Raw genomic sequence first — 26,273 nt, 5'->3', positions numbered from 1 at the left:
ATGGCAACGCACGACAACAGCAGCAGCAACGCCCTGGCCGAACTGCTGGACGAGCAGGCCCACCTCTCCCTGGATGAACTGGCACGCGCCTGCTGCATGCAGCCCAACTGGGTCACTGAACGGTTGGCGGCCGGCCTGCTGCACGGCGAACACACCGGAGGCGGCTGGTATTTCAGCGCCACCACCGTGGTGCGCGCGCGCCGCCTGGCCCATCTGGAAGCCACTTTCGACGCCGACCCCCAACTCGCCGGGCTCACCGCCGACCTGATCGAAGAAGTGGCGCTGCTGCGCCAGCGCCTGCGGCAGCTGGAGGCGCTACGCGGCCACTGACCCTGGAACCCCGGCAAACGGCTGCGCAGGCGCCGCGGGCCAGTGCACGGTCACCACGCAGCCAGCCCCGGGCTGCGCCGTCGCAGCGATCCGCCCCCCATGGCGCTGCACGATGGCCTGGGCCAGCGCCAAGCCGCCCCCCACGCCGTCGAACTCGCCCTCGCGGTGCAGGCGCTGGAACAAGCCGAACAGCCCCTGCGCGCGCGCGGGGTCAAAGCCAGTGCCATCGTCCTGCACGCGCCAGCACAAGCCACCAGGCTGCAGCTCCACCGTGAGGGCAATGCATGCGCGTGCGCGCCCCTGGGTGAACTTGAAGGCATTGCCCAGCAGCGCGTCCAGCAACTGGCGCAGCAGCGCCGCGTCGGCGTGCAGTAGCACCGGCACGGCAGGCAGTTGCCAGTCCACCACGCGCTGTGGCGCGGCGGCGTGCAGGCGTGCACTGGCTTCACGTGCCAGCGCGGCAAGGTCGATCGGGCCGGGGTTCAGCGGTGCGCGCTGGACACGCGACAGCAGCAGCAGCGCATCAACCATGCCGGCCATGCGGCGCGCCGCCTGCTCCATGGTGACAAGGAACTGTTCGGCCTCGGCGTCTGCCCCGGGCGTGCCCGCGCGCAGCGCCTGCACCGATTCACGCAGCAGCGGCGCGAACGAGGTGATGTGGCGCAGCGGTGCGCGCAGGTCGTGCGAGACGGCGTGCAGCAGCCCGTCGTGCGCCTGGCGCAGCGCATCAAGCTGTGCGCTCAGACGGTCATTCAAGCCGTCTTGGGCTGCTTCACCGGGCGTTGCCATTTGCTTGCGTCCAGGCTGACCTGCTTGCCGCGCGCCACGCTCAGGGCGCCCGGGGGCGTGTTTTTGGTGATGGTGGAGCCGCCGCCCACGGTGCCGCCGGCGCCGATGGTGACGGGCGCCACCAGCACGCAGTTGCTGCCAATGTGCGCGTCGGCCTCGATCACGGTGCGGTGCTTGTTGGCGCCGTCGTAGTTGGCGGTGATGCTGCCGGCGCCGTAGTTCACGCGCTCGCCCACGCTGGCGTCCCCCAGGTAGGCCAGGTGGTTGGCCTTGGCGCCGTCGGCCAGGGTGGAATTCTTCACCTCGACGAAGTTGCCGATGTGCACCTCGCGCCCCAGTTGGGCGCCGGGGCGCAGGCGCGCGAACGGGCCGACCAGTGCCCCCTCGCCGACACGGGCACCGGCCTGCTCACCATCAATGTGCGTGAACGGGTGGATCACCGCGCCCGCGGCAATGCTGGCGTTGCCGATGCAGCAGTAAGCGCCAATGCGCGCGCCCGCGCCGATCTCCACGCGGCCGGTGAAGATGCAGCCCACGTCGATCTCCACGTCCTGCCCGCAGGCCAGTTCGCCGCGCGCGCCGCTGCGTGCATCGTCGCGCAGGTCGAAGCGCGCCGGGTCGGCCAGACGCACGCCCTGCTCCATCAGCGCCTCGGCCTGGCGCCGCTGGTGCGCGCGCTCCAGCGCGGCGAGCTGCGCCGGGCTGTTCACGCCCTCTACCTGCAGCGCGTCGGCGATGCAGTGCGCTGCCACCGGCACACCGTCCTGCACAGCCATGGCGACGATGTCGGTCAGGTAGTACTCGCCCTGGGCGTTGTCGTTGCGCAGCCGCGCCAGCCAAGGCGCAAGCCACCGCGCAGGCACGGCCATGATGCCGCTGTAAATCTCGCTGATGGCGCGCTCGGCCTCGCTGGCGTCCTTGTGCTCGACGATGCGCTGCACCATGCCGTCCGTGCCGCGCACGATGCGGCCGTAGCCCGTGGGGTCGGGCAGGCGCACCGTGAGCAGCGCCAGGCGCTCGCCCGCGCTGGCCTGCACCAGCGCCTGCAGGGTTTCGGGGCGCGTCAACGGCACGTCGCCGGACAGCACGACCACGGTGCCATCGTTGGTCAGCCGGGGCATGGCCTGCTGCACGGCGTGGCCGGTTCCAAGCTGTGGCTCCTGGCGCACGAATTGCAAGTCAAAACCGGCACCAGGCCTTTCCCAGCCTGCGCAAGCAGCTTCCACTTCCATAGCACCATGGCCCGTTACGACGACCACACGGCGCGGCCCCAGCGGTGCGGCCGCAGCCAGCACATGCGCCAAGAGCGGGCGCCCCGCGAGATGCTGCAGAACTTTGGGGCGTCGGCTTTTCATGCGCGTGCCCTTGCCCGCGGCCATGATGATGAGATCCAGTGCGGCTGTGGTCATTGGAAAGCAATCCGGGGAAAGAAAAATGCGGGCCCAGGAGCCCGCACCGGGGAGGCCGTCATTATCCCGCCGCACCACCCCCAGCCTGCACCAGCGGGCATTTGATGCGCATCAGTACTTTTGGTTGATGCAAGTCAGAAAAAAGCGAGACGACAGCCATGCATCAGTAATAACCTCCTGCCAAACTTTCGCCGCGCCGGGCAATGTGGCGGGCCGCGAACGGAGGAAAACAATGACATTCATGCCGTGGACCAGCGAACTGGAGCTGGGCATTGAGGAAATTGACAACCAGCACAAGGAGCTGGTGCGGCTGGCGAACGTCCTGCATGACGAGATCTCCGGCCCCGCACCACAGCGCGAGGCCATTGGCGCCGTGCTGGAAGGCCTGGTGGACTACACGCACAATCACTTCATCGTCGAGGAAGTGCTGTTCCAGCAGCACAACTACCCGGAAACCCCGGCGCACCAGGCACAGCACAACCGCTTTACGGGCACGGCCATGGATTTGCTGATGCGCTTCGAGGACGGCGAGGAGGTCTCGATCGAAGCGCTGGAGTTTCTCAAGGACTGGCTGGTCCACCACATCTGCAAGGTCGATCGCGCCTACTTGCCGTTCTTCCGCGCCGCCTTCGCGCAGCAAGCCCAGGCCACTGCTGCCTGAGCTGCGCGGCCACCCTGCGCCCCTCCTGGCGCTTCTCTTTCAATAGCTGCTAGCGCTTACCCAGAAAGGGCTAGCAGCCATTTTACCCTCAATTAGTCCAGCGTGACGCGGGCGAACTTGCGCTTGCCCACCTGCACCACATAGCTGCCAGCGGGAAGTTTCAGGCCCTTGTCGCTGACCACGGCGCCGTCCACGCGCACACCGCCACCATCGATCAAGCGATTGGCCTCGCTGGTCGAAGGCGCCAGGTTGGCCTGCTTCAGAACCGCGCCAATCCCCAGGGGGGCGCTGGACAGGCTCACGGCTGGAATTTCATCTGGAATGCCACCCTTGCTGCGGTTCTGAAAATCCTGCTCCGCAGCATCCGCCGCCTGTGCATTGTGGAAACGCGTAGTGATCTCCTTGGCCAGCATCACCTTGGCGTCCTTCGGGTTGCGCCCGCCCGCCACTTCGGCTTTCAGCGCAGCGATCTCGGCCAGGCTCTTGAAGGACAGCAGGGTGTACCAGTCCCACATCAGCGTGTCCGAGATGCTCAGCACCTTGGCAAACATGGTGTTCGCGTCCTCGGTGATGCCAATGTAGTTGTTCTTCGACTTGGACATCTTGTGCTCGCCGTCCAACCCCACGAGCAGCGGCATGGTGAGCACACACTGCGGCTCCTGCCCATACTCCTGCTGCAGGTGGCGCCCCATGAGCAGGTTGAACTTCTGGTCCGTGCCGCCCAGCTCCAGGTCGCTCTTCAGCGCCACAGAGTCATAGCCCTGCATCAGCGGGTAGAGGAATTCATGCAGGCTGATGGAGTTGCCCTCGGAAAAGCGCTGGTGGAAATCGTTGCGCTCCATCATGCGCGCCACCGTGTACTTGGCCGACAGCTCAATCATGCCGCGCGCGCCCAGCTGGTCGCACCATTCGCTGTTGTAGCGGATCTCAGTGCGCGCCGGGTCGAGCACCTTGGCGGCCTGGGTGTAGTAGGTCTCGGCGTTGGCCTTGATCTGCTCGGCTGTGAGCGGCGGGCGCGTGCTGTTGCGCCCCGAAGGGTCGCCGATCAGGCTGGTGAAGTCGCCGATCAGGAAAATCACCTGGTGGCCCAGATCCTGCAACTGGCGCATTTTGTTCAGCACCACGGTGTGGCCCAGGTGGATGTCCGGCGCCGTCGGGTCCAGCCCCAGCTTGATGCGCAGCGGCTGGCCCGAGGCCTCTGAGCGCACGAGCTTCTTCAGCCATTCGTCCTGGGGCAGCAGCTCGTCCACCCCGCGCAGGGAAATTTCCAGCGCTTGACGCACCTCATTGCTGGGCGGATTCGTGGGGGCAGCAGATTGATTCATAAGGGTTTCTGGGGATGTCCGGTAAGCGAGCGCCGCTATACTCCGGGCCACATTTTGCAAAAGGCGGATTCTAGTAGGCCCGCCACTTCGGCTCCGTCGAAGGCTTGCATTTCCGGATTGCTCCGCACACTCAGGCACCGCGCCCCACAGCCCGGCGCAGGCTTTGTCTGAACGTGCATCCACGCCCTGGGGAACGACTTTGACCAACGGCTTGACCACCGCCAGTAAGGCTTTGCTCGAACGGATCGCCCGCGCAGCCCAGCAACACCCCCGCCGCATCACCGCCGCTATTGCCACCCTCCTCCTCACCGGGGGCGGCGGCGCATTCGCCGTGGCCTCGCTCGGCCCCGATCCGGCCGACCTGCCGGTCAGCACCGTGCAGTACCCCGTCGCCTCGCTGGCCGAGGGCCAGACCCTGGCTGCGCTGTCCGACAGCATGCCCAGCTACGCGCTGTACCGCTCGGATCTGGTGCGCGCCAGCGACACCGCCGAGTCGCTGCTGCAGCGCATGGGCGTGGCCGACCCCAGCGCGGCCGCCTTCCTGCGCACGGACACCCTGGCGCGCCAGCAGTTGCTGGGCCGCACCAACCGCCAGGTCAAAGCCGAGGCCACCGACGACCACCGCCTGATCCGCCTGACCGCGCGCTGGGCCCATGACGACAGCGGCAACTTCAAGCGCCTGGTGATCGAGCGCGGCGCCAACGGCGCATGGGCTTCGCGCATCGAGACCGCCCCGCTGCAGCTGGGCAGCCGCCTGGCGGGCGGCGTGATCCGCAGCTCGCTGTTCGCAGCCACGGACGAGGCCAACATTCCCGACAGCGTGGCCACGCAGCTGGCCGACATTTTTTCCGGCAGCATCGACTTCCGCCGCGCGCTGCGCAAGGAAGACCGCTTCTCGGTCGTCTACGAAACGCTGGAGGCCGACGGCGAGCCGCTGCGCAGCGGCCGCGTGCTCAGCGCGGAGTTCCGCAACAACGGCAAGACGCACCAAGCCATCTGGTTCCAGGAGTCGCCCAAGGCCAAGGGGGCCTACTACCTGCCCGATGGTCAGAGCATGGCGCGCGCCTATCTCAGCTCGCCCGTGGCGTTCACGCGCATCTCCAGCGGCTTCGCCATGCGCTTTCACCCCATCCAGAAGTCCTGGCGTGCCCACCTGGGCACCGACTTCGCCGCCCCCACGGGCACGCCCGTGCGCTCGGTCGGAGACGGCGTGGTCGAGTTCGCTGGCGTGCAGAACGGCTACGGCAACGTGGTATTCGTCAAGCACGGCAACGGCCACGAAACGGTCTACGCCCACCTCAGCCGCATGGATGTGCGCAAGGGGCAGTCGGTCGCACAGGGCGACACCGTGGGCGCTGTTGGCGCCACGGGCTGGGCCACGGGCCCGCACCTGCACTTTGAGTTCCGCGTGAATGGCCAGCAGCACGACCCGATGACCATCGCTCGCCAGAGCGAGGCGGCTGCGCCGGTGTCTGCCGCCGCGCGCCCCGCGTTCGATCGCCTGGCTGGCATGATGCGCAGCCAGCTCGCCGCCGCCGACACCCTCCAGCAAGCCAGCGCGAACTGATCTGGTCACCGTGGGCGCGCTCTACATCGGCCTGATGTCGGGCACCTCGCTCGACGGCGTGGATGCGGTGCTGGCCGACTTCGCCACGCCCCCTGGGCGCGTCCTCGGCCACGTGGCACGCACTTTCGCGGCGCCGCTGCGCGCCGAACTGCTGGCCCTCAACAGCAGCGGCACCGACGAACTGCACCGGGCCGCCCTGGCCGCCAATGCGCTGGCCGAATGCTATGCCCAGGCGGTGCAGGCCCTGCTGCAGCAAACCGGCGTATCGGCCCAGGCCGTGCGCGCCATCGGCGCCCACGGGCAGACAGTGCGCCACCGCCCTCAGGCGTTTGACGGCACGGGCTACACGCTACAGCTCAACAATCCCGCGCTGCTGGCCGAGCGCACGGGCATCACCACCGTGGCCGACTTCCGCAGCCGCGATGTGGCAGCGGGCGGCCAGGGGGCACCGCTGGTGCCGGCATTCCACTGGGACCTGTTTGGCCAGCCGGGCCGCACGGTCTGTGTGCTCAACGTGGGCGGCATCGCCAACCTGAGCGTACTGGGCGCGGACGGCTCGGTGCTGGGCTTCGACTGCGGCCCCGGCAACGCCTTGATGGACCACTGGTGCCAACAGCACCTGGGCCGTCCCTATGACGACAACGGCGCGTGGGCCGCCAGCGGGCAAGTGCTGCCGGCGCTGCTGCAGGCGCTCCAGGCAGAACCGTTCCTGGCGCTACCGCCGCCCAAGAGCACCGGACGCGACCTGTTCCACCCGCAATGGCTGCAGCAGCGGCTCCACGCCGCACCTGCGGCGAACCCGGCAGATGTGCAAGCGACCTTGGCCGAATTGACCGCTAGCGCTTGTGCAGCAAGCGCTAGAAGCTATGGAAACGAGAGCAAATTGTTGATCGTCTGCGGTGGTGGCGCACACAACGGCCACCTGATGCGGCGCCTGGCAGCGTTGCTACCCGGCTGGGCGGTGGAGTCGTCAGCCCAGCATGGCCTGCCTCCCCTGCAGGTCGAGGCGGCAGCGTTCGCCTGGCTGGCCCAGCGTTGCATGAACGGCCTGGCCGGCAACCTGCCCCGCGTCACCGGCGCAGCGGGTCCGCGCATCCTCGGCGCCATCTATCCCGCCTGAGAAGGCCCATCGGCAGGCCCATCCGGTGCGAGCTGGGCGAAGATGCCTGCCGCTGCCATGGTCATCAGCCCCATGCAGGCAAAGGTGGCGTGGAACGCGGGCAGCGTCTGCCCCGCGGCGCCGCCCCACAGCGCCGTAAAAGCCCCCAGCACCGCCCCGGCTGCGGCCACCCCCATCCCCATGGCCAGCATCTGCACCATCGAAAGCAGGCTGTTGCCGCTGCTGGCCATATCGGGCGCCAGGTCCTTCAGGGTGACCGTGTTCATGGCCGTGAACTGCAGCGAATTCACTGCACCGGACAGTGCCAGTTGCGCCACGCGCAGCGCCCACGGGTGGTCCGGCGACGTGAGCGCGAAGCTGGCCATCACCACCCCCACCGCCAGGGTGTTGCCCACCAATACGCGGCGATAGCCCATACGGTCGATGAGCCACATGGCCAGCGGCTTGGCGCCCATGCCGGCCACGGCCACAGGCAGCATCATCATGCCGGCCTGCAGTGGTGAGTAGCCCATGCTCACCTGCAACAGCAAAGGAACCAGGAACGGCATGCTGCCGCTGCCCAGCCGGGCAAACAGATTGCCCAGCAGCCCGATACGCAGCGACGGCTGCGCGAACAGGTGGGGAGAAAACAGCGGCTGCGGCGCGCGCGCCGCGTGCAGCCAGTAGGCCGCCACGCTGGCAAGGCCAAACACCATGAGCAGCAGCACCGCCGCCTGCCCCATGCCCAGGCCCGATAGGCCATCGAGCCCCAGGGACAGTGCGACCATGCCAAAGGCCAGCAGGCCGTAGCCCGCGGCATCGAAGCGGCCCGCAGGCGGCCCCTGCACTTGCGGCATGAACCGCAGCGTGGCCATGCAACCGGCCAGGCCGACCGGGACGTTGATAAGAAAGATCCAGTGCCAGGACGCCGTCTCCACCAGCCAGCCCCCCAGCGTCGGGCCAATGAGCGGCCCCACCAAGCCGGGAATGGTCACAAAACCCATGGCGTGCAAAAACTGGTCGCGCGGAAACGTGCGCAGCACCACCAAACGCCCCACCGGCAGCAGCAAGGCCCCGCCCAAGCCCTGCAGCACCCGAGCAGCCACCAGCAGGTCAAGGCGCGGGGACAAGGCGCATAAGACCGAGCCGAGCACGAAGGCGCTGATAGCGCCCAGGTAGACGCGGCGCGGCCCAAAGCGATCCGCGATCCACCCCGATGCAGGGATCAGCATGGCCATGGCCAGTGAGTACGCCACCACCACCGACTGCATGCGCAGCGGACTCTCGCCCAGGCTCTGCGCCATGGCAGGCAGCGCAGTATTGACGATGGTCGCGTCCAGCGTCTGCATGAAGAAGCCCACCGCCACCAGCCACAGCAAGGGCATGCGGGATCGCTCGATTCCAGTGGGCATAGGGTTGGCGTGGGCTCAAAAAAAAGCCGCCCTGGTGGGGCGGCACGCTACGGCCAGGGGTGCCGCGAGCAGGACTCAGACCGAGAAACTGGAGCCGCAGCCGCAGGTCGTCTCGGCATTGGGGTTCTTGATGACGAACTGCGCACCCTGCAAGTCTTCCTTGTAGTCGATCTCGGCACCCACGAGGTACTGGTAGCTCATCGCGTCGATCAGCAGGGAGACTCCATTCTTGGTCATAGTGGTGTCGTCGTCGTTGGTGATTTCGTCGAACGTGAAACCGTACTGGAAGCCCGAGCAGCCACCGCCTTGCACGAACACGCGCAGTTTCAGGTCAGGGTTGCCTTCCTCGGCGATCAAATCCGCGACCTTGGCTGCAGCGCTGTCAGTGAAATGGATGGGGGTGGGCATGTCGGTGGTGACGTTTTCGGCGACGGCGCTCATGAATCTCTCCGGTTTTCCAAACTGTCGAAATGCTACTGCAATCCGCTCGGGAATTCAGGCAAGGCCCGCCTTGCCGGCCTTGCCGATGGGGGCTTTGCGCACCCCAAAAGACAAAGCCACCCGAAGGTGGCTTTGCAAATATCGCAGACAACTCGTGCGGATTAGCGCTTCGAGAACTGCTTGGCGCGGCGAGCAGAGTGCAGGCCGACCTTTTTACGCTCGACTTCACGGGCATCGCGCGTCACGAAGCCTGCTGCGCTCAGCGTGGGCTTGAGGGCTGCGTCGTAGTCGATCAGGGCGCGGGTGATGCCGTGGCGGGTGGCACCGGCCTGGCCGGATTCACCGCCGCCGTGCACGTTGACCTGGATGTCGAAGGTTTCGACATGGTTGGTCAGCACGAGCGGCTGCTTGGCGATCATGATGGAGGTTTCACGGCCGAAATACTGCTGAATGTCTTTGCCATTCACAGTGATCTTGCCGGAGCCCTTCTTCAGAAACACACGGGCGACGCTGGACTTGCGACGGCCGGTGCCATTGTTCCATTCACCAATCATCTCAAGACTCCTTAGATTTCCAGCGCCTTGGGCTGCTGTGCGGTGTGGGGATGCTCTGCACCGCCGTACACCTTGAGTTTCTTGATCATGGCGTAGCCGAGGGGGCCCTTGGGCAGCATGCCCTTGACGGCCTTCTCCAGCGCACGGCCGGGATGCTTGGCTTGCAGGTCGCGGAAGTTCGTGGCCGTGATGCCGCCGGGATAGCCGGAGTGACGGTAGTACACCTTGTCCAGGGACTTGGTGCCAGTCACTTTGAGCTTGGAGGCGTTGACGACGACGATGAAGTCACCGGTGTCGACGTGAGGCGTGTAAATGGCTTTGTGCTTGCCGCGCAGACGCAGGGCCACTTCGCTGGCGACCCGGCCGAGCACCTTATCGGTGGCGTCAATCACAAACCACTCATGCACGACCTCAGCGGGCTTTGCGCTGAAAGTAGTCATGGTTTTCTCTTGGTTGAGAGGGAGGGAAGGCCCTTTTCCACGGTCGGCGCTCCTCTTGAGGGAGCCTCTTAGGTGGGTTCAAAGCTTCGCCGCGGGACCCTATGAAAACGCTGCGAAGCCAATCATTATACGAAAAGCCCGACGAATCCTCAAGGGCTCATGCTTTGGCGGCGAGCGTCGGCCTCGTAGCGGCGGCGCGCCTCGACGCACACAGGGTGGCTGGAGAGCGCCGGTTTCTGGCATTCGTTGTGGATGCACATGGGCCGTGTCAGGAAGTTGGCATCCGCGCAGGCCTCCTCGGGGCCACGCGGGGGCGGCGCTGGCTTGACCGTCGGCGCAGGCACCGCCACCGGCTTCTCAGGAGCCGCAGCCGGTGGCGGCGTCGGCACAGGCTCTGCGGGGGCAGGCCGCGCGGCGCGCCGCTGCAACGCTGGGCGCGGAGCCGACGCGGCAACAGCCACGGGCGCCGGCGCAGGGGCCGGCGCTGGCTCGTATTCCTCAATGATCTCCTCGGTAGGCGCAGGCGCTGCAGGAGTGGGTGCCTCTGCGGGCGGTACGGGCGGCTCTGCCACCTGCGTGGCCAGCCCATCCGACGACACGGCGGCCATGGGCCGCAAGCCCCACCAACCGGCCACGGCCAGCGCTAGACCGGCCAAGGCCGCCGCCCCCCAAACCTGCCGCCGGGCCCGGGAGCGCTGCTGCGCGATGCGTGGCGGCGGCGCAGCCACGGTTTCCGCCACAAAAACCGTATCACCATGGCCATCGGACGCTGCGGGCGGTGCTGCGTCTCGGTGCATGGCGCCGAAATCCAGATCGACCGCCGCCTCACCCGCCGGATGCTCCATGAGCCGGGTGGGCAAATCGGCATCGGCCGCAGCCTCCTGCGCCGACTCTGGCGAGGACTCCCAGGCCGAACCCAGCTCGGCTTTCCAATCGAAATGGGCCAGCCCCTCGGGCGGCACCTGCATCTCCATGCGCGCCAGGAAAGCATCGATGCTTTGCGGACGCTTTCCTGGCTGCACCTCCAGCGCCTGGGAAATGGCCGCCACAAAGGCGTCGGAATACTCCACGCCGAACTGGCGCTTCACGGTTCGGGCAACGCGCGCAAAGCGCACCATTCGGTCGCGGATGGCCCGCAGCGTCGCCGGCAGCGGCGTATCGTTGCAGATGCAGCCGTGAACCACCGCTGCCAGGGCGTACAGGTCGCTCCACGGCCCCTGGGGCAGCGGCGCCTCGCCGCTTTCCTGGGTGTATTGCTCAATCGGCGCGTAATTGACCTTGAGAATCGCGGTGAGCTGCGCTGCGGGCGCAGAGATCGCGTGGCGCGCCGCCCCCAGATCGAGCAGCACCGGGGGCCCGGCATCCTGCAAAAAGATGTTGTCGGGCGAGATGTCGCGGTGCAGCGTGTCGTTCTCGTGCAGCACCCGCAGCGCGTCCAGCACGGCCCAGAGCACCTTGCGCAGCCAGGCCTCAGACGGCGGCTTGCGCATGAACGCACGCGCTTGCTTCAAGGTCATGCCCTGGTACAGCGGCATCACCATGTAGGCGGTGTTGTTGGCCTCCCAAAAACGGAACACCTTGACCAGCGAGGGATGGTCGAACTGCGCCAGCAGCCGCGCCTCTTCGACGAACGAGGCCAGCCCGGCCTGAAATGTCTGCAGATCAGCGGAGGCGCGCACCGACAGCTGCAGCCCCTGCACACGCGCGGCCAGTGCCGCAGGCATGTATTCCTTGATGGCGACATGGCGGTGCAGCGAATGGTCGAAGGCCTTGTAGACCATGCCAAACCCCCCCACGCCCAGCAAGGCCAGGATCTCAAACTCCCCCAGGCGCGCGCCCACGGGCAAGGCGTCGACATGGTCGACGCTGACAGCGGGGGCGGCGGCGGCAAAAGGGTCTGTCATCGATAAGGCGGAGGCAAAGGAGCGGAATGCTGCGGTGCGGCACAGATTGTGGCCTACCCAGCGCCGCTACCATAGGGCCATGTTCAGTTATCGCCACGCCTTCCATGCAGGCAACCATGCCGACGTGCTCAAACACACGGTTCTGGTTGCAGTTTTGCAACATTTGATACAAAAGGACGCGGCACTCACCGTGCTGGACACCCACGCGGGCGCAGGGTTGTACCGGCTCGACGGCGACTACGCGCACGCCAGCGGCGAGGCCGCCGAGGGCTTTCTGCGCCTGGCGCAGGCGTCCGCACTGGCGCCTGCGCTGCAGGAGTATGTCGACCTGGTACGTTCGTTCAATGCCTCTGCGGCCAGCACGAAGATTTACCCCGGCTCCCCTTTCATTGCCCAGCGCCTGCTGCGCGCGCATGACCGGCTCAAGCTGTTCGAGCTGCACCCGACGGACCACCGCCTGCTCGCGGGCAACGTGGCGCAGCTCGAGGCCGGGCGCCAAGTGGCCATCCTGCTTGAGGACGGCTTCGAGGGCCTGAAGAAATTTTTGCCGCCACCCGCCCGCAGGGCTTTGGTGCTGTGCGATCCCAGCTATGAAATCAAGAGCGACTATGGCCGCGTGGTGGACATGGTGGACGACGCGCTGCGGCGCTTTGCCACCGGCACCTATGCCGTCTGGTACCCGATCATCGCGCGCCAGGAAGCCCATGACCTGCCACGCCGCCTCAAGCAGTTGGCCACCAAAGCCGGCAAGGGCTGGCTCCACGCTACGCTGACGGTCAAGTCCAGCAAGATCACGCCACTGTCGGAAAAGCGCCCCGGTCTGCCCGCCAGCGGCATGTTCCTCATCAACCCGCCCTACACCCTGCACGGTGCGCTGAAGGAAGCCCTGCCGCAGATGCAGCAACTGCTGGCGCAGGATCGCCACGCAGCCCACAGCCTCGAAGCCGCAGGCTAATCCCCATCCGCCTCGGCACCTTCCTCGGGCTCGGGCGGCGGGCCGTCCTGGCACAGGTCGGCGGCGTCGTCCATGGTGGCAAGCGATACCTGCTTGATACCCAGCCCCTTGCTGCCCAGCTTTTCAGCGGCGGCCATGCTCAGGTCGATCACGCGCCCAGGATGAAAGGGACCGCGGTCGTTGATGCGCACTTCCACGGCGCGCCCCGTGAGCAGGCTGCGCACACACACGCGGGTGCCGAACGGCAAAGTGCGGTGCGCCGCCGTCAAGGCGCGCATGTCAAAGCGCTCGCCGCTGGCCGTGCGCCGGCGGTGAAAGCGCGCTCCGTACCACGATGCACCGCCGCGCTCCGTTTCGCGCAGCTCGTAGGGGTTGCCGGCAGGCAGCTCGGGCGCCTCCTCTTCATCAGGCGACACGGCGCCGGGCGGATCGAGCAGCATGGCCTCGCCGGGCACTGTCAGGACGAAGGGGGCAAAATCCTCGCTTTTGGGGTTAAGCCCCTCGCTGGCCCAGGCGCCGCCCGCAGCCATAGCGCCCCAGAGCAACCACGCCAGCGCCGTGGCGCGCACGCCCCAGCGCCAACGGGCGCGCCGCACCTCAGCGGCGGCAGCGCGCGGCCACGTTGTCTTCAAACCGCCGCAGATCATTCAGTTCACCCACCGACAGATCCGTGCGCGCCTTCTTGGCCGCCAGGATGCGGTACGACTCCGCGCACTGGGCGGATTGCTCAGCCGTCAGCTGGCGCCCGATTTCCGCCTCCTGGCGGCTGGCCAGCATATCGGCGCGGCGCTCCTTGTACTGCACATCGGCCTGCCGGCGCGCATCGCGCCGGTCGTCGTACTTGGCACGGCGCGCATCGTTGCGCTGGTCGTAGTAGCGCAGGCGAGCGTCCTGCTCTTCTTCCTCGCAGTCACGGCGGTACTCGCGCCGCATGCCCTCGACGACCTCGTGCGATGACGGCAGGGTGCGGGCACGCAAGGCGTTGTACAGGTCACGGCAGCGCCCGCCCATGAACTGCACGTAGGGCGGCTCTTCTGGCGGCGGGGTATAGCCGCGCCCGTAGTACTGGGCGGCTGCAGGCGCAGCGGCAAAGACACCCGACAGGGGCAAGGCAAGCAAGGCGACGATCCGTACGGCTTTCATGGCGGCAACACGGCAATGCGAAAAAGGACGCGCGATATTACCCAATCAGCCCCAGACGCTGGCACAGGGCCTGGGTGGTCGCACTCTGGTTCATGGTGTAGAAGTGCAGGCCCGGCGCGCCCGCGCGGCGCAGTTGCTCGCACAGCTGCGCCACCACGTCCATGCCGAAGGCACGGATGCTGGCCGTGTCGTCACCAAAGCCCTGCAGGCGCAGGCGAATCCAGCGCGGGATTTCGGCGCCACAGGCGTCGGAAAAGCGCATCAACTGGGTCGATCCCATGATGGGCATGATGCCCGGCACCACGGGCACATCCAGGCCCAGGCGGCGCACGTCGTCCACAAAGCGGCTGTAGGCGTCGGCGTTGAAGAAATACTGGGTGATGGCCGAATCGGCACCGGCGCGCACCTTGGCAGCAAAGGCCTGCAGATCGGCCTCGGGCGAGCGCGCCTGGGGGTGTACCTCGGGATAGGCCGCCACCTCGATGTGAAAGTCGCGCCCGGTTTCCGCACGGATGAAAGCCACCAGGTCGCTGGCGTAATGGAACTCGCCGCCTATGCCATAGCCGCTGGGCAGGTCACCGCGCAGCGCCACCAGGCGCTTGACGCCCATCGCCTTGAGCTCGGCCAGTTGCGCACGCACGCCAGCGCGCGTGGCGCCAATGCACGAGAAGTGCGATGCGGCATCCATGCCCTCGCCCAGGATGGCGCACACCGTGGCAAACGTGCCTTCTTGCGTGGAGCCGCCCGCGCCGTAGGTGACGGAGCAGAACTGCGGACGCAGCGCATACAGCTGCTGGCGCACCGCGCGCAGCTTTTCCGCGCCCTCGGGCGTCTTGGGCGGGAAGAACTCAAAACTGATGGGCAGGCTCATGCGGCCCTCCTGGCGTAAATAAAGAACTCGCGGTTGCCGTCGCCGCCTTCGATGGCGCTGTCGTACCAGCCCAGCACCTGCAGGCCCAGTTGTGCGCAGCAGTCGCGCAAGCGCTGCTCGACCAGTGGGAACAGCGCCGCATCGCGCACGATGCCCCCCTTGCCCACCTGGCCCGGCTGCAGCTCGAACTGCGGCTTGACCAGCATGAGCAACGCGCCCTGCGGCGCCAGCAGCGGCACCAGCGCGGGCAGCACCAGCGTGAGGGAGATGAAAGACAGGTCGCCCGTGACCAGCTCGAACGCAGCGGGAATGGCCACGTCCTCGCGCCCGGCCATGCGCTGGCGCACCGTGGCCACCTTGCCGGTGGCACGGGCCTGGGCCTTGGCGGCGCGCTCGGCCTTGAAGGCCTCGACCTCCTGCTCCTTGGCGTCGTCGCTGTCGTCGTAGTCTTCATCGACCAGGCCGCCGTTGCGCATCCAGGCATAGGGCGCCACCGGCTGGGTGTCGTTGTCCTCGGGCTCGGCCTCGATGCGCTCGCACAGCGCCTCCTCGCAGGCGTCCCGCAAGGCCTCGGGCGTCATGTGGCGGGCATTCAGCCCTTCCACGCCGATCACACGCACGTCGGCACGCAGGCGCTCGTGCAGCTGGCCCTGGCCCACGTCCACGCCCACCACCTGGGCGGCGCCGTGCTGCAGCAGGCAGTCGGTGAAGCCTCCCGTGCTCTGGCCCACGTCCAGGCAGTGCAGGCCGTCCACGCGCACGCCGGCCGCCGCCAGCGCACCTTCAAGCTTCAGGCCGCCGCGCGAGAGGTACTTGGCCTCGGCGGCGTCGAGCAGTTGCACCTCGGCCCCGGCCGGGATGTCGTCGCCGTTCTTGGCCACGGCATTCCACGGCAGGGTAGGCGCCAGGCGCCATTGCACGCCAGCGGCAATCAGGCGCTGGGCCTGCGAGCGGGTGGCGGCATGGCCGCCTTCCACCAGAAAAACATCGGCGCGCATGGCGCTGTCCTCTCATGTTTCGATAGCTGGCCGCGCTTGCCCAGAGCCACATTCAGGCACTTTTTATCCTGAAAATGGCTGCAGGCAAGCGCTGGCAGCTATGGTTTTTGATGCTCAGTAGCGGTAGGTGTCGGCCTTGTAGGGGCCTTCCTTCTTCACGCCGATGTAGGCGGCCTGCGCGTCGGTCAGCTCGGTGAGCTGGGCGCCGACCTTCTTCAGGTGCAGGCGTGCCACCTTCTCGTCGAGGATCTTGGGCAGCACGTACACCTTGCCGGGCTGGTAGGCGTCGGGCTTGGTGAACAGCTCGATCTGCGCGATCGTCTGGTTGGCAAACGACGACGACATCACGAAGCTCGGGTGGCCGGTGGCGCAGCCCAGGTTCACCAGGCGGCCCTTGGCCAGCAGGGTGATGCGCTTGCCGTCCGGGAAGATGACGTGATCGACCTGGGGCTTGACCTCTTCCCACTGGTACTTCTCGATCGACGCCACGTCGATCTCGTTGTCGAAGTGGCCGATGTTGCAGACGATGGATTCGTTCTTCATCGCCACCATGTGCTCGTGGCGGATCACGTCCTTGTTGCCGGTGGTGGTCACGAAGATGTCGGCCTTGTCGGCGGCGTACTCCATGGTCACCACCTTGTAGCCTTCCATGGCCGCCTGCAGGGCGTTGATGGGGTCGATCTCGGTCACCCACACCTGGGCGCGCAGCGCGGCCAGGGCCTGGGCGCAGCCTTTGCCCACGTCGCCGTAGCCAGCCACCACGGCCACCTTGCCGGCGATCATCACGTCGGTGGCGCGCTTGATGCCGTCCACCAGCGACTCGCGGCAGCCGTACAGGTTGTCAAACTTGCTCTTGGTCACCGAGTCGTTCACGTTGATGGCGCGGAACAGCAGCGTGCCGTTGGCCGACATCTCGTTCAGGCGGTGCACGCCGGTCGTCGTTTCCTCGGTCACGCCGATGATCTCGGCGCTCATGCGCGTGTACCAGGTGGCGTCCTGCGCCAGCTTGGCCTTGATGGCGGCGAACAGGATGCGCTCCTCCTCGCTGCCCGGGTTGGCCAGCACGCTCGCGTCCTTCTCGGCGCGCTGGCCCAGGTGCATGAGCAGCGTGGCGTCGCCGCCGTCGTCCAGAATCATGTTCGGGCCCTTGTTGCCGAACTCGAAGATGCGGTGCGTGTAGTCCCAGTAGTCCTGCAGCGACTCGCCCTTGATGGCGAACACCGGCGTGCCGCCGGCGGCGATGGCCGCCGCCGCATGGTCCTGCGTGGAGAAGATGTTGCACGAGGCCCAGCGCACGTCGGCACCCAGGGCCTTGAGCGTCTCGATCAGCACCGCGGTCTGGATGGTCATGTGCAGCGAGCCGGTGATGCGCGCGCCTTTGAGCGGCTGGCTGGCGGCGAATTCCTCGCGGATGGCCATCAGACCGGGCATTTCGGTCTCGGCAATGGCGATTTCCTTGCGGCCCCAGGCAGCAAGGGAGATGTCGGCGATGGCGGAATCGGCGGGGGTTGCAGCACTCATGGTGTCGTCCTTCATGAAAGTAGGAAAAACCACGCGCCTTGGCAGGGGAAAAGGGGGCTCACCGCACAAGACCAGCGTGGGCGAGCGTCGTTGCAGAAGTAGGATTCCGAGCCTCGCGCCCCGCCGTGCTGGGGGCGCTGCAACGCTCCTCGGAAAGCGGGGGATTATACCGACCTCCCCCAACGGCATGGGGCGACGCCAACGCGCCGCACCCGGCCCCGGCGCACCAAAATTCACCTGAAAATCGCCCCTAAGCCTTTACCAGAAAGCGCCAAGAGCTATCAATAAAGTAGCGCCTCGCCATACCCCGTGCGGCAAGTGGCCGCCCCTGTATCATCCGGCCCCATGTCTGCCCTGCGAACCTTCACCGCCTTGCGCCTTTGGGTGCTGGCGTGGTTCATGGCGTCGTGCGGCGTGGCCATTGCCGCGCCGTGGGTCAACCCACAGGGCCTGCAAACCATCTGCTCCGGCGCAGGCACCCTGAAGCTCGTCACCACCACGAACGACGGCACACCGGAGCTGGCCCCTACGGGCATGGACTGCCCTCTGTGCGCCACACCGGGCGCGCCGCCGCCCGCCCCGGCGCTGGGCCTGCCCGCCCCCGCGCCGCTGGCGCATGCGCTGCAGTCCATTCCAGCAGCCCGCATCGCCGCTGCCACAGCGGCGCCCCTGCCCGCCCGCGGCCCCCCGTCACTGCGCGCCTGACAGCGACAGGCACGCGCGCATGCGCGCTTGCCGTCCCGCCGCGCCCGCGCGCGGCTGTCCGTGGACCGCACCCGCCTCCCCTGCGAGGCAGGCCGGCTCCGCCTGTTTTGCTTGCCGCCATGGGCCGCCCGTGCAGTACCGCAGGCCCATGGCGCCACACGCGCTTTCGTGGATTCGCCATGTCTTTTGCTTACCCAGGCCGCGCCGTGCGCGCCCTCCCCCTTTTCTCGCTCGCCTGCGCACTGCTGCCCAGCCACCACGCCCTGGCCCAAACGCCGCCCATTGACACCACCCCGTCCCTGCAGACCGTGAACGTGGTGGACGCAGCCTCCACGCCCAACGGCAAACTCCAGCTCGACACCCCGGTGGAAACCGGCAGCCGCCTGGGCTTGACGGCGCGCGAAACGCCGGCCTCCGTCACCGTGGTGGACCGCGCCACCATTGACGCCCGAGGGGCGCAGGACACGCAGGAAATCCTGCGCGCCATCCCCGGCGTGACGGCGCACAACGCCCCGGGCTCGATGGCGGCCAGCTACCGGGGCTTCACCGGCAACGCGGTCACACAGCTCTACAACGGCATCACCGTGCATTACGGCAGCGCCACCCGCGCGGTGGACAGCTGGATTTACGACCGCGTCGAAGCCATTGGCGGAGCCTCCAGCTTTCTGTACGGCTCCGGCGCCGTGGGGGGCTCGCTGAACTACATCACCAAAACGGCCGAGCGCAGCGACTTCACGGAGGCACAACTGCGCCTGGGCTCGTACGACCTCAAGGAGGCTTCGGTCGGTCTGAACCGCCGGCTGGCGGGCACACCCGGTGGCAACGGCCCAGCGCATTTCGCACGCCTGGACCTGAACCACCGCGACGCTGGCAGCTGGACACAGGGAACGCACACGCGGTCAACGCAGTTGGCGACCTCGCTGCTGTCCGACCTGGGCGGGGGCATCACCCACCTGCTGGCTTACGAGTACCAAACGGACCATGTGGATCGCCCCTACTGGGGCACGCCGGTGCTCAACCCCGCCGGGGGGGCGCAACGCATCGACGAAGGCACGCGCTTCCAGAACTACAACAGCGCCGACGGCCTGTACGCACAACGCGTGCAGTGGCTGCGCTCGGTGGCGCAGTGGCGTGTGTCCGACGCACTGCAGCTGCGCAACACCTTTTACGTGTACGACGCCCTGCGCGACTACCGCAACGTAGAGACCTACCGCTTCAACGCCAGCAATACCGCTGTGGCACGCAGCGGCGTTCTCCTGCAGCGGCACGACCAGGACGTGGTGGGCGACCGCATCGAAGGCACCTACCGCGGCACCCTGGCGGGGCACGCCAGCGACTGGGCCTTTGGCCTGGACGTGAGCGTGAACCGGCAAACGCGCTTTCCCAACAGCCTAGGCCTGACGGTCAGCACCGTGGACCCGTACCACTTCACCACCGAGAACTTCTTCGACATCCCGGGCATGGCCCCAGGCTTTCGCGCGGACCGCGACAACAAGACCACCACGACCGCCCTGTACCTGGAGAACCGCACGCGCGTGGCTCCCACGGTGAGCCTGGTGACAGCGCTGCGGCACGAGCGCATCACGCTCGACCTGGTCAACCGCCGCGAAGTCACCACGGCCAACCCGGCCAGCTTCAGCCGCAGCTACCAGCCCACCACCGGCCGCATCGGCGTGGTGTGGGACTTTGCGCCCGACGCCAACCTGTACGCCCAGGCGGCCACAGCGGCGGACCCACCGTCGGGCTCGCTCTCTACCGCCACCTTCGGCGATGTGCGCACCAACAGCGAACTGACCACCGGCCGCCAGCTGGAGGTGGGCAGCAAGCTGGACTTCTGGAACGGCAAGGGCTCGGCCACGGTGGCGGTGTTCGACATCCGGCGGCGCAACATTGCCTCGCAAGACCCGAACACCCCCGGCGTCACCCAGCTGGTGGGTGAGCAGTCCTCGCGCGGCGTGGAGCTGGCCATCGGCCTGCGCCCCAGCGCGCGCTGGCAGGTCCAGGGCAACCTGATGCACACCCGCGCACGCTATGAAAACTTCATGCAGGGTGGCGTCTCGCTGGCTGGCATGGTGCCCACGCTCACCCCGCAAACCGTGGCCAACCTGTGGCTGTCGTACGGCATCACCCATGCCGTTACGGCCAGCGCCGGCGTGCGCCACGTGGGCAAGACCTACGCCGACGCCGCCAACACCCAGTACTGGCCTGCATACACCCTGCTCGACCTGGGCCTGGCGTGGAAGATCACGCCCGGCACCACGCTCACCGGCCGCATACGCAACGCCACCGACCGCATCTACGGTGCCGAGGCACGCGCCGGCCAGGTCTACCTGGGTGCGCCGCGCACTTTGGACGTGACGCTGCACACCGCGTTTTGAACGTGAAACACCCCCTGAGTCGCTTTAAACCGTCCCCCTCTCTCACGCTTCGCGTGGGAAGGGAACGCGGCCCTCGCTGCGGTGCAGCCCTTGCTCGGCTGGCCGCGCAAGGGCTGCGCCGGGTTCATGGGCCGCAGATGGCGCGTAGCGCCCTGGAGAACTGACATGCCCCACGCTAAACGCTGGATCTTTCTCGCGCACCGCTGGCTGGGCGTGCTGCTGAGCGCGTTCTTCGCCATGTGGTTCATCTCCGGTGTGGTGATGATGTACGTGGGCTACCCGAAGCTCACGCCCGCAGAGCGCCTGCGCCACCTGCCGCCGCTGTCCGCCACCGGCCTGTTGGAGCCCGCACAGGCGCTGCACGCCGCCGGGCTCACCGGCCCGCTGCAGACGCTGCGCCTGGCGGCGGCCAGCGGCGGGCGGGCGGTGTACCTTGCCACTCCCGTGCCTGCGCAAGGCCCGGCCCGCACGGTGGTGGTCGACGCCGCCACCGGCACGCGGCTGGCGCACGCCGACGCCGCACACGCCCAGGCCTCGGCCCTGGCATTCCAGGCGCAGCTGCCACCCGGCTCGGCCGCGCTGGCGGCGCCACAGTACCTGGGCGAGATCGGCGAGGACGCCTTCACCCACTCGCGCGCATTGGACACGCACCGCCCGCTGCACATGCTGCAACTGCACGACGCGGCGGCCACCGTGCTTTACGTCTCCAGCCAGACCGGCGAGGTGGTGCGCGACGCGCCACGCCACGAGCGCGCCTGGAACTACCTGGGCGCCTGGCTCCACTGGCTCTACCCCTTGCGCGGCGGCGCGCTAGGCACCTACTGGACCGGCATCGTCGACGGTCTGAGCCTGCTGGGCATCGCCCTGGCCCTCACCGGCACCACGGTGGGCCTGTGGCGCTGGCGCTTCGCGGGGCGCTACAAAAGCGGCGCGCGCACACCCTACCCCGGCGCGGTGATGCGCTGGCACCACGTGGCCGGATTGCTGTTCGGTCTGAGCACCTGCGCCTGGATCTTCAGCGGCCTGATGTCCATGAACCCCTGGAAAATCTTCGACAGCGGCGCCCCCGCGCTGCGCACCGCAGCCCTGCACGGCGGCCCCCTGCAACTGGCCGACAGCGCCGCGCGCGTACAGGCGCTCCTGCAGACAGCAGGCCCCGGCGTGCGCGAGCTGCGCTGGACGCGTACCCTGGGCGACACCGTGGTACAGGCCCATGGCGCCAGCGGCCCGCCCCTGCTGCTGGACGCTGCCACCGCCCGCCCCACCACCGTGGACGCGGCACGCCTGCGAGCCCAGGCCGCCCGCCTGGTGGACGCGCCGCTGGCGCGGCTGGAGACGCTGCAGGCGTATGACCTGTACTACTACGACCGCGCCGAGCACACCATGACCAGCGCAGGGGGAAAACCCCTGCCCGTGCTACGCGCCGTGTTCGAAGACGCCCATGGCACCTGGGTGCACATCGACCCCGCCACCGGCGCGGTGCTAGGCCGCCTCGACAGCCACCGCCGCGCCAGCCGCTGGCTGTTCGGCATGCTGCACAGCTGGGACTGGCTGCCGCTGCTACAGCACCGCCCGGCATGGGACGCCCTGCTGATCGCCCTGAGCCTGGGCGGCACGGCGCTGAGCCTGACCGGCGTGGTGGTCGGCTGGCGGCGCCTGGCGCGCAAGCTGCACGCGGCCAGCGGGGATAATCGTGGGCTTTGCCCTACTGTGCGCGGCCACCCGCGCCGCGCCCCGGAGCCCCTGCCGTGTCCTTCCTCGACGAAACCCGCCGCCGCCGCACCTTCGCCATCATCTCCCACCCCGACGCGGGCAAGACCACGCTGACGGAAAAGCTGCTGCTGTTCTCGGGCGCGATCCAGATTGCCGGCGCCGTCAAGGGCCGCAAGGCATCGCGCCACGCCACGTCCGATTGGATGGAAATCGAAAAGCAGCGCGGCATCTCGGTGGCCAGCTCGGTGATGCAGATGCAGTACCGCGACCACGTCATCAACCTGCTCGACACGCCCGGCCACAAAGACTTCTCCGAGGACACCTACCGCGTGCTCACCGCCGTGGACTCGGCGCTGATGGTGATTGACGCTGCCAACGGCGTGGAAGCGCAGACGCGCCGCCTGATCGAAGTCTGCCGCCAGCGCGACACGCCCATCATCACCTTCGTCAACAAGATGGACCGCGAGGTGCGCGACCCGCTGGACATCCTCGACGAAGTCGAACGCGAACTGGGCATGCCCTGCTGCCCCATCACCTGGCCCGTGGGCCAGGGCAAATCGTTTGGCGGCATCATCGACCTGCGCACGCAGAGCATGACAGTGTTCCAGCCCGGCAGCGAGAAGCGCCCGGAAGACTTCGAGGTCATTCCACTGACAGAAAAGGACAAGCTGCGCGCGCGCTTTGGCCAGGCGTTCGACGATGCCCTGGACAGCATGGAGCTGGCCGTGGGCGCCTCCACGGAATGGAGCCACGCGCAGTTCCTGGCCGCCAAGCTCACACCGGTGTTCTTCGGCTCGGGGGTGAACAACTTCGGCGTGCAGGAGGTGCTCAACGCCGTCGTCGACATGTCGCCCCCCCCGGGCACGCGCATCGCCTACACCGAGGTCAACCGCCAGCGCGAGGAGAGAACCATCCACCCCGAAGACAAAGGCTTCTCCGGCGTGGTGTTCAAGGTGCAGGCCAACATGGATGCCAACCACCGTGACCGCATCGCCTTTGTGCGTGTGGCCAGCGGCAAGTACACCCCCGGCATGAAGATGAAGGTGCAGCGCACCGGCAAAGAGCTGCGCCCCACTTCCGTGGTGACTTTTATGAGCCAGCGCCGCGAGGCCGTGGATGAAGCTTACGCAGGCGACATCATCGGCTTCACCATCCACGGGGGCGTGCAGCTGGGCGACTCCATCACCGACGGGCCAGCGCTGCAGTTCACCGGCCTGCCCTTCTTCGCCCCCGAGCTGTTCATGACCGTGGTGCTGAAGAACCCGCTGCGCTCGAAACAGCTGCAGCAGGGCCTGATGGAGCTGGGCGAGGAAGGCGCCATTCAGGTCTTCAAGCCCGACGCCGGCGGCAACATGCTGCTGGGCGCCGTGGGCCAGCTGCAGTTCGAAGTGGTGCAGCACCGCCTGAAAACCGAGTACGACTGCGACATCCGCCTCGAAGGCTGCCAGTACACCGGCGCGCGCTGGATCACCGCCGACACGCCGGCCGAGCTGCGCGAGTTCGAGAATGCCTACCCACTGCGCATGGCGCACGACGCCGCCAACACCCTGGCCTACCTGTGCACCAGCCCGTATGACGTGCGGTTGGCGCAAGAGCGCTTTCCGAAGATCCATTTCCACCCACTGCGCGAGCATGCGGGCCTGTCGCTAAGCAGCAGCTGACCATGCAGCCCCTGGCCCTTTGGCAGCCACCACACCTGCGCGGCGTGTTCACCGATATCGACGACACGCTGACCACCGACGGGGCCATCACCGCCGACGCGCTGCAGGCACTGGGCGCGCTGAAAGCGGCGGGCCTGCATGTGATCCCCATCACCGGTCGCCCCGTGGGCTGGAGCGAGCCCTTTGCCCAGGTCTGGCCAGTGGATGCGATCGTCGCCGAAAACGGCGCAGTGGCGCTGCTGCCACCGGCACGGGATGAAGGAAAAAATGCTCTCCAGCCCTTGCCAGAAAAGCGCGAGCAGCTATCAAAACTGCATCTACAGGACGCTGCCACGCGCGCAGCCAACTACGCACGCATGCAGCAGGTACTGGCCCATATCGAGGCCACCGTACCCGGCGCGCAGCGCGCTGCCGACTCGGCAGGGCGTGAGTGCGACATCGCCATCGACCACAGCGAGTTCACGCAGCTGCCGCAGGAGCGCATCGACCAGTGTGTGGCGCTGATGCGCGCCGCCGGCATGAACGCCACCGTCAGCAGCATCCACATCAACGGCTGGTACGGCACGCACGACAAGCTCGAAGGAGCACGCTGGATCGTGCGCCAGCGGCTGGGACGCGATCTGGACGCCGAGCTGAACGACTGGGTCTACATCGGTGACTCGACCAACGACCAGCGCATGTTCCAGCACTTCCCGCACAGCGTCGGCGTGGCCAACATCGCGCGCTTCGTGCCGCAACTGCAACACCTGCCGCGCTACGTCACGCAGCGCGAGCGCGGCGCGGGCTTCGCCGAAATGGCGCGCCTCTTGCTCAACGTCAAGCACAACTGACAAGCCGGGGTATCGCGCAGACTTCGTGGCCTGCACGCTACGTCAGAGCGCCGGCATGTCCCCTAGAATGACCTTTTCAAAAAAAGGGTTTGACCATGGCAAAGCGTATCCCTGCAGTTCTTGTGCTGGCGTTGACGGCCTGCCTGGCATGGCAGCCAGCCGCGATGGCCCAGTCCAGCCGGAACAAGGTGGATATCGAGACACGCTTCAAGGAGGCCATGGCCGACCCCAAAGTGGCCGACGAGCTGTACAAGGTGGGCCGCAAGGTGGCGGCGGTGTGCGCCAACTGCCACGGCGACGGCGGCAACAGCACCAAGCCTTCGGTGCCCAACCTGGCCGGCCAAAACCCTGCCTACCTGCTGGAGCAGGTGCGCCAGTTCGCCGACGGACGCCGCCGTTACGAGTTCATGGAAGGCATGATCCGTGCGATGAACAGCGACGAGAAAATCGGCATGGTGCTGTTCTACTCGGCCCAGGACGTCGTGCACAAGCCCACCGCGGACAAAGCCCTGGCAGCCAAAGGCCAGGACATCTTCAGCAAGAACTGCTTCCGCTGCCACGGCGACATGGGTCGCGGCAACGACCAAATCGCCCGCATCGCCGGCCAGCAGACCGAGTACCTGCGCTCCACCCTCAAGCGCTACCGCGACGGCCCCAACACCCGCGCCAACTCGATCATGACGCCCAACACCAAGCTGCTCAGCGACAACGACATCGAGGCACTGGTGGCCTTTGTGTCCTCCATGCCCTGACGAGCGTACGCCATGGTGCTGGCCCTGGCGCCAGCCACCAGGGCACCGAGGGCGCGTCTCCGTGTACGCCCTCGAAATTCAGGGTGAAATAGGGCTTCAGCGCTTATCAGCCAAGCGCCAGCAGCTATTTATTCAGGAGCATTCTCCGCCGGGAATGCCGCCAGATCGGCATCGCACCCCAGCCCGGCACCAATCCAGCGCCGCGCCAGCGCACGCCACAGGGCCCGCCCCACACGCTGGTCTGGCGGATCGGCCAGCACGCCGCAGCGGTAGCACTGCGCTGCCTCGCTCCAGCGCAGCGCCACGCACGCGCCAGTGCGGCGGCGCGACACCAGCATGCCCAGCGGACAGGGCTCGGCCAGACAGCACAGGCCACAGCCATTGCACGGCGCGCCGTACGCAGGCTTGGGCGGCGCTGCGGAATGGATGTGGATGATGCGCGCGGTCATAAGCACGTTAGACGCTCCAGCGCACCGGAGCGATCAACGCCCAGGCCGGCTGCGGCTGTGGGCGGCAGGTTCTCATAAGCTACAGAGTCTCCAAGTATCCCAGCCACAGCCCCAACCCGGCACCCTCGACAGTCCGGACCTTTCCCCTCGCCAGCACGTTGCCTGCGGTTCCCCGCGTAAACCCAGCCATTCTTGAACCCCGCACGATGGGATTACGCAACAGTCGAACCACTAGGGAAGGTCTGCAAAACCCCTGGTCATTCCGACTGGCGCAGAGCCTGATGAGGACCGACGATCACGGACATGGATCAGATCACGCTTGGCCTTGACCCCCTGCCCAAGAAAACCCGCAAAGAGGTCTTCCTT

The 26,273-nt window shown here is 67.3% G+C and carries 25 protein-coding genes and 1 riboswitch; of the genes, 11 read left to right on the top strand and 14 right to left on the bottom strand.

All coding sequences use genetic code 11. The features are described 5' to 3' along the window. Positions 1-330: a chaperone modulator CbpM gene (locus tag BN2503_RS11955; RefSeq protein WP_054256906.1), complete on the top strand. Its 330-nt coding sequence runs from the start codon at positions 1-3 to the stop codon at positions 328-330. Here BN2503_RS11955 and BN2503_RS11950 read toward each other — a convergent pair. Both BN2503_RS11950 and glmU read right to left on the bottom strand, forming a co-directional pair. Then, on the bottom strand, positions 316-1,086 hold the full coding sequence (locus BN2503_RS11950) for a sensor histidine kinase (protein WP_233495064.1): 771 nt from the start codon (positions 1,084-1,086) through the stop codon (positions 316-318). The genes BN2503_RS11955 and BN2503_RS11950 overlap by 15 nt on opposite strands. Further along, positions 1,083-2,528, bottom strand: coding sequence for a bifunctional UDP-N-acetylglucosamine diphosphorylase/glucosamine-1-phosphate N-acetyltransferase GlmU (glmU, locus tag BN2503_RS11945; RefSeq protein ID WP_054256890.1), 1,446 nt, complete (start codon positions 2,526-2,528; stop codon positions 1,083-1,085). Before glmU ends, BN2503_RS11950 begins: the two co-directional genes overlap by 4 nt. 232 nt (positions 2,529-2,760) lie before the next feature. On the opposite strand from glmU, the gene BN2503_RS11940 reads away from it, so the two are divergent. Then, positions 2,761-3,189, top strand: a complete 429-nt coding sequence (locus BN2503_RS11940) for a bacteriohemerythrin (RefSeq protein WP_054256889.1) — start codon at positions 2,761-2,763, stop codon at positions 3,187-3,189. A 92-nt stretch (positions 3,190-3,281) separates the two neighbouring features. Here the strand turns inward: BN2503_RS11940 and tyrS are convergent, their stop codons facing one another. Beyond that, positions 3,282-4,514 (bottom strand): tyrosine--tRNA ligase, encoded by a 1,233-nt coding sequence (gene tyrS, locus BN2503_RS11935; RefSeq protein ID WP_054256888.1) that lies wholly within the window; start codon positions 4,512-4,514, stop codon positions 3,282-3,284. Between the two features lie 199 nt (positions 4,515-4,713). Between tyrS and BN2503_RS11930 the strand changes: the two genes are divergently transcribed. Together BN2503_RS11930 and BN2503_RS11925 are read left to right on the top strand one after the other, a co-directional pair. Further along, positions 4,714-6,081, top strand: a complete 1,368-nt coding sequence (locus BN2503_RS11930) for a M23 family metallopeptidase (protein ID WP_054256887.1) — start codon at positions 4,714-4,716, stop codon at positions 6,079-6,081. A 34-nt stretch (positions 6,082-6,115) separates the two neighbouring features. Then, positions 6,116-7,201, top strand: a complete 1,086-nt coding sequence (locus BN2503_RS11925; RefSeq protein ID WP_054256904.1) for an anhydro-N-acetylmuramic acid kinase — start codon at positions 6,116-6,118, stop codon at positions 7,199-7,201. On the opposite strand, the gene mdtD is transcribed toward BN2503_RS11925, so the two are convergent. From mdtD to BN2503_RS11900, 5 genes are all read right to left on the bottom strand, one after another. Continuing rightward, positions 7,189-8,565, bottom strand: a complete 1,377-nt coding sequence (gene mdtD, locus BN2503_RS11920) for a multidrug transporter subunit MdtD (protein ID WP_233495063.1) — start codon at positions 8,563-8,565, stop codon at positions 7,189-7,191. The genes BN2503_RS11925 and mdtD overlap by 13 nt on opposite strands. 102 nt (positions 8,566-8,667) lie before the next feature. Then, on the bottom strand, positions 8,668-9,033 hold the full coding sequence (erpA, locus tag BN2503_RS11915) for an iron-sulfur cluster insertion protein ErpA (protein WP_054256885.1): 366 nt from the start codon (positions 9,031-9,033) through the stop codon (positions 8,668-8,670). Between the two features lie 161 nt (positions 9,034-9,194). Next, entirely contained in the window at positions 9,195-9,587 is a 393-nt protein-coding gene (rpsI, locus tag BN2503_RS11910) for a 30S ribosomal protein S9 (RefSeq protein WP_054256884.1), read from the bottom strand. Positions 9,588-9,598: 11 nt separating this feature from the next. After that, a complete protein-coding gene (gene rplM / locus BN2503_RS11905) occupies positions 9,599-10,027 on the bottom strand; it encodes a 50S ribosomal protein L13 (protein ID WP_054256883.1) in 429 nt (142 codons plus the stop codon). A 149-nt stretch (positions 10,028-10,176) separates the two neighbouring features. After that, positions 10,177-11,931, bottom strand: coding sequence for a serine/threonine protein kinase (locus BN2503_RS11900; protein ID WP_054256882.1), 1,755 nt, complete (start codon positions 11,929-11,931; stop codon positions 10,177-10,179). A 79-nt stretch (positions 11,932-12,010) separates the two neighbouring features. On the opposite strand from BN2503_RS11900, the gene BN2503_RS11895 reads away from it, so the two are divergent. Further along, the gene (locus tag BN2503_RS11895; RefSeq protein ID WP_054256881.1) at positions 12,011-12,886 is read left to right on the top strand and encodes a 23S rRNA (adenine(2030)-N(6))-methyltransferase RlmJ; all 876 of its coding nucleotides are present in this window, start codon (positions 12,011-12,013) and stop codon (positions 12,884-12,886) included. Here the strand turns inward: BN2503_RS11895 and BN2503_RS19395 are convergent. The 5 genes from BN2503_RS19395 to ahcY form a co-directional block, all read right to left on the bottom strand. Next, positions 12,883-13,518: a septal ring lytic transglycosylase RlpA family protein gene (locus BN2503_RS19395; protein ID WP_233495062.1), complete on the bottom strand. Its 636-nt coding sequence runs from the start codon at positions 13,516-13,518 to the stop codon at positions 12,883-12,885. The two genes, BN2503_RS11895 and BN2503_RS19395, sit on opposite strands and share 4 nt — an antisense overlap. Continuing rightward, complete coding sequence (locus tag BN2503_RS11885) at positions 13,484-14,029, bottom strand: hypothetical protein (RefSeq protein ID WP_054256880.1); 546 nt, start codon at positions 14,027-14,029, stop codon at positions 13,484-13,486. Before BN2503_RS11885 ends, BN2503_RS19395 begins: the two co-directional genes overlap by 35 nt. A 37-nt stretch (positions 14,030-14,066) precedes the next feature. Further along, positions 14,067-14,900, bottom strand: coding sequence for a methylenetetrahydrofolate reductase [NAD(P)H] (metF, locus tag BN2503_RS11880; RefSeq protein ID WP_054256879.1), 834 nt, complete (start codon positions 14,898-14,900; stop codon positions 14,067-14,069). Beyond that, positions 14,897-15,898 (bottom strand): TlyA family RNA methyltransferase, encoded by a 1,002-nt coding sequence (locus BN2503_RS11875; protein ID WP_054256878.1) that lies wholly within the window; start codon positions 15,896-15,898, stop codon positions 14,897-14,899. The genes metF and BN2503_RS11875 overlap by 4 nt, the downstream gene beginning before the upstream one ends. Positions 15,899-16,012: 114 nt before the next feature. Beyond that, on the bottom strand, positions 16,013-17,419 hold the full coding sequence (gene ahcY, locus BN2503_RS11870; RefSeq protein ID WP_054256903.1) for an adenosylhomocysteinase: 1,407 nt from the start codon (positions 17,417-17,419) through the stop codon (positions 16,013-16,015). Between the two features lie 75 nt (positions 17,420-17,494). Beyond that, a riboswitch (S-adenosyl-L-homocysteine riboswitch) is annotated at positions 17,495-17,576 on the bottom strand. A gap of 188 nt (positions 17,577-17,764) precedes the next feature. Between ahcY and BN2503_RS11865 the strand changes: the two genes are divergently transcribed. From BN2503_RS11865 to BN2503_RS11840, 6 genes are all read left to right on the top strand, one after another. Then, positions 17,765-18,124 carry a DUF2946 family protein gene (locus tag BN2503_RS11865; protein ID WP_054256877.1) on the top strand — a complete coding sequence of 120 codons (360 nt, stop codon included), beginning with the start codon at positions 17,765-17,767 and terminating at the stop codon, positions 18,122-18,124. Between the two features lie 179 nt (positions 18,125-18,303). Beyond that, the gene (locus BN2503_RS11860; RefSeq protein WP_082366575.1) at positions 18,304-20,502 is read left to right on the top strand and encodes a TonB-dependent receptor; all 2,199 of its coding nucleotides are present in this window, start codon (positions 18,304-18,306) and stop codon (positions 20,500-20,502) included. Positions 20,503-20,667: 165 nt separating this feature from the next. Then, positions 20,668-22,329, top strand: coding sequence for a PepSY domain-containing protein (locus tag BN2503_RS11855; protein ID WP_074930339.1), 1,662 nt, complete (start codon positions 20,668-20,670; stop codon positions 22,327-22,329). Next, positions 22,251-23,876, top strand: coding sequence for a peptide chain release factor 3 (locus tag BN2503_RS11850; protein WP_054256876.1), 1,626 nt, complete (start codon positions 22,251-22,253; stop codon positions 23,874-23,876). Before BN2503_RS11855 ends, BN2503_RS11850 begins: the two co-directional genes overlap by 79 nt. A 2-nt stretch (positions 23,877-23,878) precedes the next feature. Beyond that, positions 23,879-24,706, top strand: coding sequence for an HAD family hydrolase (locus BN2503_RS11845; protein ID WP_054256875.1), 828 nt, complete (start codon positions 23,879-23,881; stop codon positions 24,704-24,706). A 95-nt stretch (positions 24,707-24,801) separates the two neighbouring features. Continuing rightward, complete coding sequence (locus BN2503_RS11840; protein ID WP_054256874.1) at positions 24,802-25,458, top strand: c-type cytochrome; 657 nt, start codon at positions 24,802-24,804, stop codon at positions 25,456-25,458. Positions 25,459-25,586: 128 nt separating this feature from the next. Here the strand turns inward: BN2503_RS11840 and BN2503_RS11835 are convergent, their stop codons facing one another. Beyond that, positions 25,587-25,907: a hypothetical protein gene (locus BN2503_RS11835; protein WP_054256873.1), complete on the bottom strand. Its 321-nt coding sequence runs from the start codon at positions 25,905-25,907 to the stop codon at positions 25,587-25,589. Positions 25,908-26,273: the final 366 nt, after the last annotated feature.

It is taken from the genome of Paenacidovorax caeni (assembly GCF_001298675.1).
In the GTDB taxonomy this organism is placed as follows: Bacteria; Pseudomonadota; Gammaproteobacteria; order Burkholderiales; family Burkholderiaceae_C; genus Paenacidovorax; species Paenacidovorax caeni.
This window is presented reverse-complemented; position numbering and strand designations above follow the sequence as displayed.